The sequence below is a fragment of the Pedobacter punctiformis genome, assembly GCF_027213715.1.
Lineage (GTDB): Bacteria > Bacteroidota > Bacteroidia > Sphingobacteriales > Sphingobacteriaceae > Pedobacter > Pedobacter punctiformis.
In genome coordinates, this window is the sequence record NZ_JAPWGM010000002.1 from 595,958 (window position 1) to 610,318 (window position 14,361).

The 14,361-nt window shown below is 33.9% G+C and carries 18 protein-coding genes; 10 read left to right on the plus strand and 8 right to left on the minus strand.

What is annotated here, in order from left to right; all coding sequences use genetic code 11:
* Position 1: 1 nt before the first annotated feature.
* On the minus strand, positions 2–481 hold the full coding sequence (locus tag O0955_RS08465; protein WP_269427104.1) for a DUF4296 domain-containing protein: 480 nt from the start codon (positions 479–481) through the stop codon (positions 2–4).
* 71 nt (positions 482–552) lie between these two features.
* On the opposite strand from O0955_RS08465, the gene O0955_RS08470 reads away from it, so the two are divergent.
* From O0955_RS08470 to O0955_RS08485, 4 genes are read left to right on the plus strand one after another with little or no spacing between them, the layout of a single operon-like run.
* Positions 553–1,254 (plus strand): YggS family pyridoxal phosphate-dependent enzyme, encoded by a 702-nt coding sequence (locus O0955_RS08470; protein ID WP_269427105.1) that lies wholly within the window; start codon positions 553–555, stop codon positions 1,252–1,254.
* Positions 1,255–1,279: 25 nt separating this feature from the next.
* A complete protein-coding gene (locus O0955_RS08475; RefSeq protein WP_269427106.1) occupies positions 1,280–1,747 on the plus strand; it encodes a GNAT family N-acetyltransferase in 468 nt (155 codons plus the stop codon).
* Positions 1,748–1,750: 3 nt separating this feature from the next.
* Positions 1,751–3,022: an aspartate kinase gene (locus O0955_RS08480; protein WP_269427107.1), complete on the plus strand. Its 1,272-nt coding sequence runs from the start codon at positions 1,751–1,753 to the stop codon at positions 3,020–3,022.
* A gap of 49 nt (positions 3,023–3,071) precedes the next feature.
* Positions 3,072–4,256 carry a THUMP-like domain-containing protein gene (locus O0955_RS08485; RefSeq protein ID WP_269427108.1) on the plus strand — a complete coding sequence of 395 codons (1,185 nt, stop codon included), beginning with the start codon at positions 3,072–3,074 and terminating at the stop codon, positions 4,254–4,256.
* Between the two features lie 61 nt (positions 4,257–4,317).
* Here the strand turns inward: O0955_RS08485 and O0955_RS08490 are convergent, their stop codons facing one another.
* The 4 genes from O0955_RS08490 to O0955_RS08505 all read right to left on the minus strand — a co-directional run bounded on the left by O0955_RS08490 (position 4,318) and on the right by O0955_RS08505 (position 7,152).
* Positions 4,318–4,515 (minus strand): cold-shock protein, encoded by a 198-nt coding sequence (locus O0955_RS08490; RefSeq protein ID WP_269427109.1) that lies wholly within the window; start codon positions 4,513–4,515, stop codon positions 4,318–4,320.
* Between the two features lie 169 nt (positions 4,516–4,684).
* Positions 4,685–5,320, minus strand: coding sequence for a peroxiredoxin (locus O0955_RS08495; RefSeq protein ID WP_269427110.1), 636 nt, complete (start codon positions 5,318–5,320; stop codon positions 4,685–4,687).
* 159 nt (positions 5,321–5,479) lie between these two features.
* Positions 5,480–6,577, minus strand: a complete 1,098-nt coding sequence (locus O0955_RS08500; protein WP_269427111.1) for a S1 family peptidase — start codon at positions 6,575–6,577, stop codon at positions 5,480–5,482.
* Between the two features lie 8 nt (positions 6,578–6,585).
* The gene (locus O0955_RS08505; protein WP_269427112.1) at positions 6,586–7,152 is read right to left on the minus strand and encodes an RNA polymerase sigma factor; all 567 of its coding nucleotides are present in this window, start codon (positions 7,150–7,152) and stop codon (positions 6,586–6,588) included.
* A 205-nt stretch (positions 7,153–7,357) separates the two neighbouring features.
* On the opposite strand from O0955_RS08505, the gene O0955_RS08510 reads away from it, so the two are divergent.
* The 6 genes from O0955_RS08510 to O0955_RS08535 all read left to right on the plus strand — a co-directional run bounded on the left by O0955_RS08510 (position 7,358) and on the right by O0955_RS08535 (position 10,776).
* Positions 7,358–7,579: a hypothetical protein gene (locus O0955_RS08510; RefSeq protein WP_269427113.1), complete on the plus strand. Its 222-nt coding sequence runs from the start codon at positions 7,358–7,360 to the stop codon at positions 7,577–7,579.
* Positions 7,580–7,718: 139 nt separating this feature from the next.
* Positions 7,719–7,940, plus strand: a complete 222-nt coding sequence (locus O0955_RS08515) for a hypothetical protein (protein WP_269427114.1) — start codon at positions 7,719–7,721, stop codon at positions 7,938–7,940.
* 143 nt (positions 7,941–8,083) lie between these two features.
* Complete coding sequence (locus O0955_RS08520; protein WP_269427115.1) at positions 8,084–8,305, plus strand: hypothetical protein; 222 nt, start codon at positions 8,084–8,086, stop codon at positions 8,303–8,305.
* Positions 8,306–8,433: 128 nt separating this feature from the next.
* On the plus strand, positions 8,434–8,661 hold the full coding sequence (locus O0955_RS08525; protein ID WP_269427116.1) for a hypothetical protein: 228 nt from the start codon (positions 8,434–8,436) through the stop codon (positions 8,659–8,661).
* 128 nt (positions 8,662–8,789) lie between these two features.
* Complete coding sequence (gene purB / locus O0955_RS08530) at positions 8,790–10,136, plus strand: adenylosuccinate lyase (RefSeq protein WP_269427117.1); 1,347 nt, start codon at positions 8,790–8,792, stop codon at positions 10,134–10,136.
* Between the two features lie 88 nt (positions 10,137–10,224).
* Positions 10,225–10,776 carry a NifU family protein gene (locus O0955_RS08535; protein ID WP_269427118.1) on the plus strand — a complete coding sequence of 184 codons (552 nt, stop codon included), beginning with the start codon at positions 10,225–10,227 and terminating at the stop codon, positions 10,774–10,776.
* A 105-nt stretch (positions 10,777–10,881) separates the two neighbouring features.
* On the opposite strand, the gene O0955_RS08540 is transcribed toward O0955_RS08535, so the two are convergent.
* From O0955_RS08540 to mtaB, 3 genes are all read right to left on the minus strand, one after another.
* Positions 10,882–11,673: an inositol monophosphatase family protein gene (locus tag O0955_RS08540; protein ID WP_269427119.1), complete on the minus strand. Its 792-nt coding sequence runs from the start codon at positions 11,671–11,673 to the stop codon at positions 10,882–10,884.
* 43 nt (positions 11,674–11,716) lie between these two features.
* Complete coding sequence (locus O0955_RS08545; RefSeq protein WP_269427120.1) at positions 11,717–12,865, minus strand: prolipoprotein diacylglyceryl transferase; 1,149 nt, start codon at positions 12,863–12,865, stop codon at positions 11,717–11,719.
* 149 nt (positions 12,866–13,014) lie between these two features.
* The gene (mtaB, locus tag O0955_RS08550; RefSeq protein WP_269427121.1) at positions 13,015–14,337 is read right to left on the minus strand and encodes a tRNA (N(6)-L-threonylcarbamoyladenosine(37)-C(2))-methylthiotransferase MtaB; all 1,323 of its coding nucleotides are present in this window, start codon (positions 14,335–14,337) and stop codon (positions 13,015–13,017) included.
* Between the last annotated feature and the right edge of the window lie 24 nt (positions 14,338–14,361).

A 14,361-nucleotide genomic window follows, 5' to 3' on the forward strand; every position in this document is an offset into this window, starting at 1 on the left:
ACTATTGAGCTTTAACTTGCTCAGGTTTATTTTTAGGTAATGAATCTGCTTTTTCTAATTTCTTAGGCGTTTTTTTTAAACTTTCAACAGCCTTATCCTGTACAGCCGGCTTTGTCGCCTCACTTACCGTAGGTCTTTTTGCAGATTCAATTTTTTGCATTTTATTTTTTTGCCATTCCAGTTTTCTGGAAATGTTCTTATAAATTTTACTTAATTCTTCAGTATTCGAATTATAATACTTCATACTTCTGTTGTATTGAACAGAATCTATACCAAATTTCTTATAAATGCCTTTATAAAATGATGCAGCTACTTTTTTTGCTGAATCTGTTACATAAATGGTAGAAATATAACCATCGGCAACATGAATATCATATAAAATTTCTTCCATTTTATCAGGTTTAATCACATCTTTTGGAATACCTGATTTACAGCCAATCCATAAAATTGCAAGCACTAAAACCCATATTAATCTTCTCATCTTTGAATTAAAATATTATTTTTTGCCCAAATTGCGGCAAGGTTATTAATTTTACCCAAAAATAGTTATAAATGAGCATAGCTGATAATCTTAAACAATATAAAAGCGAAGTTGAATCTGACGGAGTAAAGTTAATTGTAGTTTCAAAAACACAATCCATCGAATCTATACAGGAAGCCTACAATGCCGGACAACGCATTTTTGGTGAAAATCAGGTACAGGAAATGGTTGATAAGCAAAGTCAGCTGCCTGCGGATATAGAATGGCATTTAATTGGCCATTTACAAAGTAATAAAGTAAAGTATATAGCACCCTTTGTTAAACTAATTCATGGTGTAGACAGCCTTAAACTTTTGCAGGAAATAGATAAACAAGCCGCTAAAAATAAACGGGTAATTGATTGTTTATTACAAATTTACATTGCGGATGAAGACACCAAATTTGGTTTGGGCTTTGATGAAGCAATTGAACTTTTACGCTCAGAAGAATATGCCCGATTGCAAAATGTACGGATTGTTGGGGTAATGGGAATTGCAACAAACACTAAAAACGAAAAACAAATCGCAATTGAGTTTAACGAATTAAAAGTTTTGTTTGATGGACTGAAATTAAGCTTTTTCAGAAAAGATGATTATTTCAAAGAAATTTCGAGCGGAATGAGTGCAGATTATAAAATTGCAATTGAAGAAGGCAGTACAATGGTTCGTATAGGAAGTGCTATTTTTGGAAAAAGAGTAATCAAACATTTTAAAACCGACATATCCATCAACTAGGCAATAACCAACAAAAGAAGATAAAATGAATATAAATATAAGAACGGCACAGGAAGCAGATTGCGGAAGATTGCTCGAATTGATTAACGAACTTGCTGTTTATGAAAAAGCACCTGAAGAAGTTACGGTAACCTTAGAAGAATTTGCTGATGCTGGCTTTGGCTTAAAACCAGTTTGGAAAGCTTATGTTGCCGAAATTGATCATAAAATTATAGGTTTTGCCTTGTTTTACACTAGGTATTCGACCTGGAAAGGTTGCCGGTTATACCTGGAAGATTTTATTATAACTGAAGAATACCGTGGAAAAGGCGTTGGAAAAATTCTTTTCGAGAAAGTTGTTGAAGAAGCAAAAGAAGGAAATTATAACGGTATGGTTTGGCAGGTTTTGGATTGGAATGAACCAGCGATTAATTTTTACAATAAATATAGCGCCGATTTGGAAAGCGGCTGGTTAAATGCATCACTTTCTAAAACGCAGGTTAAGGCATTTTAAAATATGGATATTTTTAAGTTTGGAGGTGCTTCGGTTAAAGATGCTGCAGGTATAAAAAACCTGGCTAATATTGTTCGGGATTATAAAAAAGGAAATCTACTGATTGTAATATCGGCAATGGGTAAAATGACCAATAAGCTTGAAGAGCTTACGCATGCCTATTTAACCCAGAATGATGATGCGCACGCTATTTTTGAAGAGATTAAACATTTTCACTTTAGCATTATAGAAGAGCTTTTTGAAAATAAAACCAATCCGGTTTACAACGATGTAGCAAATACTTTTGTCGAAATTGACTGGCTTATTGAGGATGAACCAGATAATAATGACGATTATATTTACGACCAGATTGTATCTATTGGCGAAGTTGTATCGACTAAAATTGTAGCAGCCTGGTTAAATGAAACCGGAAATAAAGCACTTTGGGCAGATGCCAGAAATTATATCCAAACAGACAATACCTATCGCGAAGGAAAAGTAGACTGGGATAAAACAAATCAAATTATCCAAAGAGATTTAGTGCCTTTATTAAACGACAACATTATTGTAACTCAAGGCTTCATTGGCGGAACGAGTGAAAATTACACCACAACTTTAGGCAGAGAAGGTTCCGATTATTCGGCGGCTATTTTTGCATCTTGTTTAAATGCGGCTGCCTTAACCATCTGGAAAGATGTTCCAGGTGTTTTAAATGCAGACCCGAAATGGTTTGATGATACCGAAAAAATTCCTCAGCTTTCTTATCATGATGCGGTTGAACTTACTTATTATGGTGCAACGGTTATTCACCCAAAAACCATTAAACCTCTGCAAAACAAAGGAATACCCCTATTTGTACGTTCGTTTTTAGAGCCTGAAGCCAGTGGCACAGCCATTACAAAAGATAGCAACCCTTTACCCGTTCCATCTTTTATTTTTAAAATTAACCAGGCTTTAATTTCTATTTTCCCGAAAGATTATTCCTTCATTATTGAGGAAAATCTGAGCAATATTTTCGAGCTTTTTCATAAACATCAGGTTAAAATAAATACGATGTTAAATTCTGCCATCAGTTTCTCGGTAAGTGTTGACGATAATGAGCGCAAAATCGAAAAATTAATTGCCGATTTATCTGGTGATTTTACAGTGAAATACAATAAAGGTCTGGAGTTGGTAACCATCAGATATTACAACCAGCAAACCATAGAAAGGGTTACGGTAAATAAAGATATTTTGCTGGAAGTAAAAAGCCGTCATACCTGTCAAATGGTTATGAAGAATAAAACCTCTGGTTAATGAAGCAGGTTTGATTTTTCATCAACTTTAGAAGTCATTTAAAGATAACATGAACAAGAATATTTTAGATAAAGCTGTACAGAATTACATTAATGAAAACTTAAATTCGAATGTAAATCAGATTGCTTTATCTAAAAGCTTATTCGAAAACGTTACTTCTGCCGAACTTGCAGGCCAGATAATCGCTAAAAAAAAATCAGAAAAGAAACTACCTACCTGGTTTAAAACTGCAAATATCTATTACCCACCTGCCCTTTCTATTGAACAAACTTCTTCAGAAATTACAGCACAATACAAATCTAAATTAGCAAAGAGCAACCTTCTGATTGATTTAACCGGAGGTTTCGGGGTAGATAGCTTTTACTTTTCAAAAGAGGTAAAAGAGGTCATTCATTGCGAAATTAATGCTGATTTATCGGAAATCGCGGCACATAATGCACAAGCGATGTCGGTTGAAAATATTACTTTTAAAGCGCTAAACGGATTAGATTTTATTAAAGATACAAATCTAAATTTCGACACCATTTATATCGATCCGGCAAGACGAGCAGAAAAAGGCAAAGTTTTTATGTTAAGGGATTGTACACCTGATGTAATTGCTAACCTTGATCTGATCTTATCAAAATGCAAGAGGCTGATTATTAAAACGGCTCCGCTTTTAGACCTAACCGCAGGATTAAAAGAACTCGGAAAGGTAAGTGAAATTTACATTGTAAGTCTTAAAAACGAATGTAAGGAAATTTTATGGGTGATTGACCAAAATTTTACTGGTGAAACGAAAATTACAGCATCAACACTAAATGAAACTATAAAAAGCTTTAGTTTTCTGCCATCAGAAACAGAGGTAAAAATTGATTTTACAAAAGAAATGATCACCGGCAATTATTTATATGAACCGGATGCAGCACTGTTAAAATCAGGTGCTTTTAACTTAATTGCCAAAAGATACCAGTTAACCAAGCTTCATCCACAAACACAATTATATACTGCTCCAATTTATAAAGCAGAATTTCCCGGAAGGATATTTAAAATTGAAGAAATACTTTTAAGCAGTCATTTAAAGAAACAACATAATTTAGCTGGTAACGTAATTGTGCGCAATTATCCGGCAAAACCAGAAGATTTAGTTAAAAAATATAAGATCAAATCTGATAAAGATCAGTTCCTGATTTTCACTAAGACTGCAAATGGAGAAAATATAATTCTCCAAACTAAAATTATGCAATACTATTAAACGTAAAAAGCCACCCTATAATAGAGTGGCTTTTTATTGGGATGTAAATCTGTATAAGTGATTAAACTTTCTTAACATTTACAGCTTGTAAGCCCTTTCTGCCATCAGCAACTTCATACTCAACTTCATCGTTTTCCTTAATACCTTCTATCCCACCTAAAACATCTTTAAAATGTACAAATAAGTCTTTATTGTCTTCTTGAACAATAAATCCAAAGCCTTTTTGAGTGTTAAACCATTTAACTTTTCCGGTTGCCATAAAAAAATAAAAAATATATAAAATAAATAGGGTGATTTATGTTTTGATCCGCATTTACTTCAACGAATTGAGCATTAATATGGAAACAAAACAACCAAATATAATAATTTACCTAAGTAATTCAACCGGTTTAAAATTATGGCACAATAAAGTTGCAAAAAGTTCAAAATTATTTGTTTGGTTGCGGTGTAGTGCGTAAATATGGCTTTATAACCCGGTGTCCTTTAGGAAATTTCGCCGGAATATCCTCCGTTTTTATACTGTTTACCACAATAACATCTTCCCCATCTTTCCAGTCTGCAGGAGTAGCTACGCTATAGTTGGCAGTCAATTGCAAAGAATCAATTACCCTTAAAACCTCATTAAAATTTCTTCCGGTTGATGCTGGGTAAGTGATGGTTAATTTAACCTTCTTATCCGGGCTAATTACAAATAAAGATCTTACCGTTAAAGTTTCGGATGCATTTGGATGAATCATATCATATAGATTCGCTACTGTTTTATCCGGATCTGCAATAATTGGAAACTCTACAGATGTATTTTGAGTTTCATTAATGTCATTAATCCAGCCCTTGTGTGATTCAGCTGAGTCGACACTTAAAGCTAAAACCTTCACATTGCGTTTTTCAAATTCACCTTTCAAGGCAGCTGTACGTCCAAGCTCAGTGGTACATACAGGCGTATAATCTGCAGGGTGAGAAAATAAAACACCCCAGCTATCGCCTAAGAAGTCGTAAAAATCTATTTCACCAATAGAGGTATTGGCTTTAAAATTTGGTGCGGTATCGCCTAATCTTATACTCATGATTATATTATTTAATTATTGGATTAACACAAATCTAAACAATAGTATACTAAATACATAGATTTTATATTATTTTAAGACATCCAGATTATATAAAACGAAAAACCCCGAAGGATTATCCATCAGGGTTTCAGAATATTAATTTGTTTGGGTAATTAATTAATAGGCTTTGATCATAAAAACGTAATCCTGTAATTTTTCAATTTGTTTGGTCCGTTTTAATCCCGCCAGCGAGCTTTTCCTGTTTACTGTAAGTTTCTTACCTAAAGAATCTTGTGGAATGGCCCTCATGGCTTCTAAAATATATTTTGATTTAATAGCAAAGGCAGCACCATCTGCTAAATTTTTCGCACTGATTACCCCAACAAGATTTCCGTTATTATCTAATAAAGGGCCACCACTATTACCCGGATTAACAGGGATAGAAACCTGATATTGAGTAGTATCTCCTGTAAAACCATTTTTAGAGCTGATATAACCGTCTCCTAATACGGCATCATCTTTAGGATAACCTAAGGTATACACGTTCTCTCCTACTCCAGTTCCGTTTCTTTTAATGGTATAAGGTAAAGCGGATAAATTATCAAAGTTTTTATCGTTAATCTTCAAAATCGCAATGTCGTACTGCGTATCTGAGTAAACTGTTTTTACTTTAAAAGAATCGCCTTTACTATTTTGGATATAAACTGAATCTGCCCCGTTAATAACATGCAGGTTGGTTAAAATATAGCCATTTGAAGAAATTGCAAAACCGGTACCGCCAAAATTACCCGGATTAACCGGATTTGGATTCTGATTGTTTTGAGGATGACTCGTTTTAATATTTCTGATTAAGTTACTTTGCGATTTTTTGATATTATTCACTTCCAGGCGCATTTGTACTAATCGGTCACTTTGCTGACTGTTGTGCTGCAATGAATATATGGAAACCAATGACAATAACACAAATGAAGCTGCAATAGAGATAGCTGCTTTATTTGTACGCCACATTTTAACAATGCGTGAAGGATGCGGTCTTAATTCTGAAGCTAATTTTTCAACATCAATTTCCGAATGAATACTATTTAACTGTTCCTTTAAACGCAGTTGAACAGCAAAATCTTTCATTGATTGTAAAAATACCTTGTGCGAAACCACTTTATGATCAACAGCAGCATCATTACGGCGCAGTTGTTCAAAAGCTTCAGTTTCTTGCGGGTTAAGTTTACCTAAAAGATAATCTTCAATAATTGCATCTAACTCTAAATCGTTTCTCATTTCAATTATTATGGTTGAAAAAATATTTTCTTTAACCTTTGCAGGCATTTATATTTCTGTGTTTTTGCATTATCAGTATTGGTATAACCAAACTTTTCGCAAATATCCTGCATGGATAAATTTTGGATATAAAAATCCTGAATAATGGTTTTACAGGGTTCGCCAAGATGATCAAGTGCAGATTGCATTTTTACAAACTGTAAATCTTTTTCTTCGTGGTAATCTACATCTTCCTCTACAGCAAACACATCTTCATAATCTGTTATATTACCGGCTTTTTTACTATTCTGACTTAATTTCTTTAGCCAAATGCGCCTGCATACCGAATATATATATGTTTTAAGCTTGCTGCTAAGTTCAAAATTCCCTTCTTTAATTTTGTTATATAAAATAATTATAGCTTCCTGATAAACATCTTTTGCGTCATCTTCATTGCCATTATTATTGAGTATAAATTGCAAAATCATTGCAAAATATCCTTTATATAACTTATTTAATATATCCTCTGAGTTATTTAGTATACCTAAAATAACCTCTCTATCTGTTGGAACTGAACTGTTTAAACTGTTATTCACTAATTAATACCTTTTTCTGTAAATAGTAACCCAATATTAGACAAAAATATTTACAGCTGCTATAATGCTTAATACAATACCTGCTAAACGGTAACCCAAAATGCCTTGATAAAAATTATTTTTATTTTTTTTCGATTTATCGGGTTACCTTTTTACCTTTGCGGCATTAATGGTAAATTAATTAATTACTTAAAAAAATTCAAAAATGAAAAATGCATTCAAATTAGGCTTTTTAGCTTTAGCTTTATCTTTATCAGTTGTTGCTTGTAACTCAGAAAAAAAAGCAGAAGGTTCTGATACTACTTTAACTGATTCTTCAACTATCATTACTGATACTAACAAAGTTGATACTACAGTTAAAACTGATACTTCTAAAAAAGATACTACAGTTAAAACTACAACAACTACAACTGAAGTTAAACACTAGTCTGATTTTACTTTATACAAAAAAGCCCCGATTTTATCAGGGCTTTTTTATTGCCATTTATTTTTTTTAAAATAAATGGGTTACCTTTTTAAGATAGTGGTATTAATAGGTAAATTAATTAATAAAAAAAATATCAATCATGAAAAATGCATTCAAATTAGGCTTTTTAGCTTTAGCTTTATCTTTATCAGTTGTTGCTTGTAACTCAGAAAAAAAAGCAGAAGGTTCTGATACTACTTTAACTGATTCTTCAACTATCGTTACTGATACTAACAAAGTTGACACTACAGTTAAAACTGATACTTCTAAAAAAGATACTACAGTTAAAACTACAACGACTACAACTGAAGTTAAACACTAGTTTAAACTTTACTTATATAAAAAAGGTCCCGGTGAAAATCAGGACCTTTTTTATTATATTTTATTTTTATTTAAAAAAATGGGTTACCTTTTTAATTTTCTGGTATTAAGCAGTAAATTAATTAATTTAAAAAATACTCAAACATGAAAAATGCATTCAAATTAGGCTTCTTAGCTTTAGCTTTATCTTTATCAGTTGTTGCTTGTAATTCAGAAAACAAAGCTGGAGGATCTGACACAACTAAAACTGATTCTTCAACTATCGTTACTGATACTAACAAAGTTGATACTACAGTTAAAACTGATACTTCTAAAAAAGACACTACTATTAAAACTACTACAACTACAACTGAAGTTAAACACTAGTTTAAACTTTATTTTTAAAAAAGTCCTGGTGAAAATCAGGACTTTTTTTTTGCCTAAAATATTGGTTACCTTTTTATTGATCAGGTATTAATGATAAATCAATTTATTTAACCCAAAAATTAACCAAGATGAAAAATGCATTCAAATCTGGCTTTTTAGCCTTAGCTTTATCTTTAACAATTGCAGCTTGCGGTGGTGGCACAGGAACCAATAATGGTGGTGCTGATTCTACTAAAACAGATTCTTCAACAATCATTACAGATACCAATAAAGTTGATACGACGGTTAAAGTAGATACTTCTAAAAAAGATACTACGATTAAAACAACTACAACAAAAACAGAAGTTAAACACTAGTTAAAGTCTGTTAAATAAAAAAGGCATGAGAAGATCTTATGCTTTTTTACTTTCACACCAATTCTTTACATCCCAAGGCCTTAAAATCCATCAATTGTAGTAAATTTGCGCCAAATATAATCCGCATAATGAATTTAACCACACTACAAGCTATATCACCTGTTGATGGCCGTTACCGAAAAACAACAGAAAGTTTAGCCTCTTACTTTTCAGAACAAGCGCTGATCAAATATCGTGTTTTTGTAGAAATAGAATATTTCATCGCCCTTTGCGAAATTAACCTGCCAGGCTTAGAAAACTTTGATAAAGGTTTGTATGCTGAATTGCGTAAAATACACCAAAATTTTTCAGAAGCAGATGCACTTGAAATAAAAGAAACTGAAAAAGTTACCAATCACGATGTGAAAGCTGTAGAATATTTTATAAAAAATAAATTCGATGCACTTTCTTTACAAGATTATAAAGAGTTTATCCATTTTGGGTTAACTTCTCAGGATATTAATAACACAGCTATTCCTTTCTCTATTAAACTAGCTTTAAACGAAAGTTATTATCCGGCCATTAATGCTTTAATCGAAAAAATTAATGCTTTAGCCATTGAATGGGCAAAAGTTCCAATGCTGGCGCATACACATGGTCAACCGGCCTCTCCTACCAAATTGGGTAAAGAATTTTTAGTTTTCGCTGAGCGTTTAAGCATTCAGCTGGATAACTTAAAAGCCATTCCTAATAATGCAAAATTTGGCGGCGCAACAGGAAACTTTAATGCACACCACATTGCTTATCCTCAGGTAAACTGGGTAGATTTTTCAAACCAGTTTGTAAATGAAACTTTAGGATTAACCAGAGCACAGCACACCACGCAAATAGAACATTACGATCAGTTTGCGGCGCAATGCGATGCTTTAAAACGGATTAACAACATCATTATAGATTTAGACCGGGATATCTGGACATACATCTCTAAAAATTACTTCAAACAAAAAATTAAAGCAGGTGAAATTGGTTCATCAGCCATGCCACATAAAGTTAATCCAATCGATTTTGAAAATGCAGAAGGAAACGCCGGAATTGCGAATGCTTTATTCGAGTTTTTTGCTGCTAAATTGCCAATTTCCCGTTTACAAAGAGATTTAACAGATTCGACGGTTTTAAGAAATGTTGGTGTTCCATTTGGACATACACTAATTGCTATACAAGCTACTTTACGCGGTTTAAATAAAATTTTATTAAACGAAGCTGCTCTTCATGCCGATTTGGATGATAACTGGGCAGTAGTTGCTGAGGCCATTCAAACCGTTTTACGCCGGGAAAATTACCCTAATCCTTACGAGGCTTTAAAAGAACTAACCAGAACAAACTCGAAAATAAATGCAGTCAGTATTGCTGAATTTATTGAAGGATTAGCAGTTGCTGAAAACATTAAAGCACAGTTAAGAACAATTACACCATTTAATTATACAGGTATTTTTTAGTCTGAATTAAATTGACGCTAAACAGACAGCAGTACAAAGCTTTATTAATGAGTAATTGTTAATTTTGTTTATTCAAATTGATTAAGACATGACGATTAACGTATATACAGAACAAACGCCTAATCCGGCAACCATGAAATTCATGGTAAATAAGCTGTTAATTAATGGAAGTGAGGATTTTGCGACTAAAGAAAGCGCTGAACACTCTCCTTTTGCAAAAGAGTTATTCAAATTTAACTTTGTTTCAGGTGTATTCTTTGCTAGTAACTTTGTAACGATAACGAAAACTGAAGATGCAGAATGGGCTGACATTGAAGCTATTTTAAAGGAATTTGTTAAAGGTGCTGTAGAGTCGGAATTAAAAATAAAAGATGCAACTGCTGATGAAGCTCCAACCTTTGAAGGTACAGAGACAGAAATCAAAATTCAGCAAATTTTACATGATTACGTTCGTCCTGCTGTTGAGCAAGATGGTGGCGCAATCAGCTACAAATCTTTTGATGAAGGTGTAGTAACAGTAGAATTACGCGGATCGTGCAGTGGCTGTCCTTCTTCTACATTAACCCTAAAATCAGGTATTCAGAATTTATTACAAAGAATGGTTCCTGAGGTTACTGATGTCGTATCAGAAGCATTATAATTGAGCATTTTTCGTAGTACATAAGTAAAAGGCTTACTGTTTTAGTAAGCCTTTTTTATTTCATTATATTTTCAGAAAAAATCCGCCGCGATAAAAGAATATAATTTATCCGAAGTATTTCCTGATAGAGGTCAGAACTCCAGCAGTGAGTTTGCCGTTGGTGGCCAATATCTCTCTTTTATTGAAGAAATCAGTACCACCTGAGAAATCAAGAACCTCTCCGCCGGCTCGCTGAACTATAAAACATCCTGCGGCAAAATCCCATGGTTGAAGATTATATTCAAAAAAGGCATCAAAACGACCGCAAGCCACATAAATTAAATCTGTAGCTGCTGAACCAATACGACGCAACCCATGTGTTTTTTGCATCATTTCAGCCAAAAGCTGCAAATATTGAGGCTGTTTATCAAACTGATAATATGGAAAGCCTGTAGCGAGTAAACTCGATTTTAAATCAGGATTTATAGAAACGTTTATTTCCTTTTTATTCAAAAAAGCAGGACTATTTTTCCATGCATAAAACATTTCTCCTCTGTTGATTTCATATACAACACCCAAAACGGCTTTATCATCTTCGTACAAAGCTATACTGATGGCGTAAGCCGGTATACCGTGAATAAAATTGGTTGTACCATCCAGCGGATCAATAATCCAAGTGTATGTTTTCCCAGTTTTGTTTATAGTTTTCTCTTCCGTTAAAAAGCCAGCATCAGGAATTAATTTCTCAAGATTACGAACCAATTTTTCTTCTGCAGTTTTATCTACATAAGAAACCATATCGTTAAGTCCTTTGTATTCTATTTTCGCGGCATCAAACTGTAAAGATTCTTTACGGATAAAATTAGCCGTAAGTCTTACAATTGAAATTACCTTATTGCAGAGTAATTCGTAATCCATATCCTTAAATTCTTTAAAGTGGAATCTGTTAATTTATGATGGGTTAAGCCAGCGTATTTTTATTTCTTAATGAATATCCGCAAAGGATTATACCACCTAAAACTAAAAATGTCGAGATCATTTCGGCTTGTGTAAAATGTAAGCCAAACACATGATATTTTGAATTTACACGGATTAATTCGATACAGAAACGCTCCATACCATTTAAAATCATGTAAATACCAAACATTAAACCTGGTGCTTTTATTTTATCTCTGATGCTCCAAAGAAATGCAAAAAGAATTAAACAGATAATTACTTCGTAAATAGGTGTTGGATAAACGCCTTGCGCAAGTTCATTACAAAACTTACCCGTACATCCTGGAATAGGAATTCCCTCGCCTACTACGTTATTTGGATATTTATAAGACCAAAGCCAGTCTGGTAACCAAGAAAATGGTTTAGGATTGCTATTCACAATTCCCCAGTCTCCGTCTCCAGCTAAATGACAACCGATACGACCAACTGCATAAGCAAGCATCATGCCTGGCCCGCCAACGTCGAGCATGTGTAAGGGCTTAATATTATTCTTTTTGGCAATGTACAATACGGCTGCACCGCCACAAATTAAACCACCATAAAAGGTTAAACCACTAAAAGATAAAAGCCGCTCAATTGGGTGCTGAACAAAATCATCCCAATATTCAAGGTTATCAAAGAATTTAGCCCCTAAAAAGCCCCAGACTGCCGCCCATACGATCATGTTACTCATTAACTGATATGGATGGATGGTTACAACTGTTTCTTTCGGCGCAGCAAGTTTATTTTTTTCTTTTTCCTTATAATCCCAGTAGGCAAATAAACCGGCAAAAAACAAACCGCCGATAATATTTCCTTTGACAGATAATAAGATTGTTTGCGCATCACTTACAAATAAGCTATAATTAACAAATGCATAAACCAGTTTGTATCCGATAATAAAACCAAATAATCCGTTAAGGATTAATTCGGATGTTGTGGCAGGTTTACCAACGGTAATGGTTCTTTTTATCGGGTGCAGAATACCTAATGCTTCTTTACGTTTTAATTCTTTGGTAAAAGCCCAGTAACCGGCAATAAATGCAAGTGCAACAAAAACACCAAAAGTATTAAAGGGTAAAGGCAGGTTAATGCCAAATAAATATTGTAAGAAATGCGAAACGGTAGGAAACATAAAAATAATTTGATGCGAAGATAGTAAAGAAAGCTGAAAGGCTAAACATCAAAGATTAAGTGCATACTAAATCCGTTGTTAAGCGTAAACGCTAAGCTTAAAATAACAGGAAGTGAAATAAAAGAAATTTTAAAGCGAATTCTTTAGACTTAGTGATGAGCGTAAGCAGTTTCTAATTCTGCCACTTCCACTTCTCCATCAGCGGTAATTTCTAAAAGCTTAACTGCCTTTAATTCATTAACCATAACAGGATCGTATTTAGCCCTAACTTTAACATAGTTTTTGGTAAAACCATGCATATATCCGGCTTTGTGATCGGCTTCAAAAAGAACTTCTGCATTACTGCCTATCTGAGATTCGTAGAATGCTCTTCTTTTCTTATCAGATAAAATATGAAGCATTTTACTGCGTTCGTTACGTTCGCCACCACTTACTACGCCTTTCATATCGGCAGCAGGTGTTAATTCCCGCTCAGAATAAGTAAATACATGCAAATAAGAGATATCCAGCTGATTCAAGAATTGATAAGTATCCAGAAAATCTTCTTTAGTTTCTCCCGGAAAACCTACAATAACATCAACGCCAATGCAGCAATGTGGCATAACTTCTTTAATTTTTGCTACGCGTTCCACATATAAATCTCTGCGGTAACGACGGCGCATTAATCCTAAAATTTTATCAGATCCGGATTGTAAAGGAATGTGAAAATGTGGAACAAACCGTTTAGATTGAGCTACAAATTCAATAATTTCATTACTTAAAAGATTGGGTTCTATTGAAGATATTCTGATCCTTTCAATTCCCTCAACTTCATCCAAAGCCTTAACCAGGTCGAAAAATTTATCCTCACGGTTGCCATTGCGGATACCAAAATCGCCAAGGTTAACCCCTGTTAAAACAATTTCTTTAACACCGCCTTCAGCAACCAGTTTAGCCCGGTTTACTACATTTTCTATGGTATCACTCCTGCTCGCACCACGTGCCAAAGGAATGGTGCAATAAGTACATGGATAATCGCAACCATCCTGAACTTTTAAAAAAGTACGGGTACGATCTCCGATAGAGTAAGAAGCAATAAAGCTATGATTTACTTTTTCTATACTTTGCTGATGAACAATGGCTTTGGGCTGTTTAGTTAAATCAGAAATGAATTCAACAATTCTAAATTTTTCTGCAGCACCCAACACCATATCAACACCTTCTATTTCGGCAATTTCCTGTGGTTTTAGCTGTGCATAACAACCAACAATGGTTATATAAGCATTTGGCGAATGCTTTAACGCTTCTTTTACTACTTTACGGCATTTTTTATCGGCATGCTCCGTAACAGAACATGTATTAATCACATATACATCGGCCTGATCCTGAAATTCTACAACACCATAACCTGCATCGGTAAATAAACGACCGATGGTGGATGTTTCTGAGAAATTTAGTTTACAACCTAATGTATAAAATGCGACCTTTTTCATTGAGGGTGCAAAGATAGGAAATTT

Coding starts and splice junctions, on each gene's coding strand:
- O0955_RS08465 (WP_269427104.1), bottom strand. CDS start 481: ATGAGAAGATTAATATGGGTTTTAGTGCTTGCAATTTTATGGATTGGC.
- O0955_RS08470 (WP_269427105.1), top strand. CDS start 553: ATGAGCATAGCTGATAATCTTAAACAATATAAAAGCGAAGTTGAATCT.
- O0955_RS08475 (WP_269427106.1), top strand. CDS start 1,280: ATGAATATAAATATAAGAACGGCACAGGAAGCAGATTGCGGAAGATTG.
- O0955_RS08480 (WP_269427107.1), top strand. CDS start 1,751: ATGGATATTTTTAAGTTTGGAGGTGCTTCGGTTAAAGATGCTGCAGGT.
- O0955_RS08485 (WP_269427108.1), top strand. CDS start 3,072: ATGAACAAGAATATTTTAGATAAAGCTGTACAGAATTACATTAATGAA.
- O0955_RS08490 (WP_269427109.1), bottom strand. CDS start 4,515: ATGGCAACCGGAAAAGTTAAATGGTTTAACACTCAAAAAGGCTTTGGA.
- O0955_RS08495 (WP_269427110.1), bottom strand. CDS start 5,320: ATGAGTATAAGATTAGGCGATACCGCACCAAATTTTAAAGCCAATACC.
- O0955_RS08500 (WP_269427111.1), bottom strand. CDS start 6,577: ATGAGAAACGATTTAGAGTTAGATGCAATTATTGAAGATTATCTTTTA.
- O0955_RS08510 (WP_269427113.1), top strand. CDS start 7,358: ATGAAAAATGCATTCAAATTAGGCTTTTTAGCTTTAGCTTTATCTTTA.
- O0955_RS08515 (WP_269427114.1), top strand. CDS start 7,719: ATGAAAAATGCATTCAAATTAGGCTTTTTAGCTTTAGCTTTATCTTTA.
- O0955_RS08520 (WP_269427115.1), top strand. CDS start 8,084: ATGAAAAATGCATTCAAATTAGGCTTCTTAGCTTTAGCTTTATCTTTA.
- O0955_RS08525 (WP_269427116.1), top strand. CDS start 8,434: ATGAAAAATGCATTCAAATCTGGCTTTTTAGCCTTAGCTTTATCTTTA.
- purB (WP_269427117.1), top strand. CDS start 8,790: ATGAATTTAACCACACTACAAGCTATATCACCTGTTGATGGCCGTTAC.
- O0955_RS08535 (WP_269427118.1), top strand. CDS start 10,225: ATGACGATTAACGTATATACAGAACAAACGCCTAATCCGGCAACCATG.
- O0955_RS08540 (WP_269427119.1), bottom strand. CDS start 11,673: ATGGATTACGAATTACTCTGCAATAAGGTAATTTCAATTGTAAGACTT.
- O0955_RS08545 (WP_269427120.1), bottom strand. CDS start 12,865: ATGTTTCCTACCGTTTCGCATTTCTTACAATATTTATTTGGCATTAAC.
- mtaB (WP_269427121.1), bottom strand. CDS start 14,337: ATGAAAAAGGTCGCATTTTATACATTAGGTTGTAAACTAAATTTCTCA.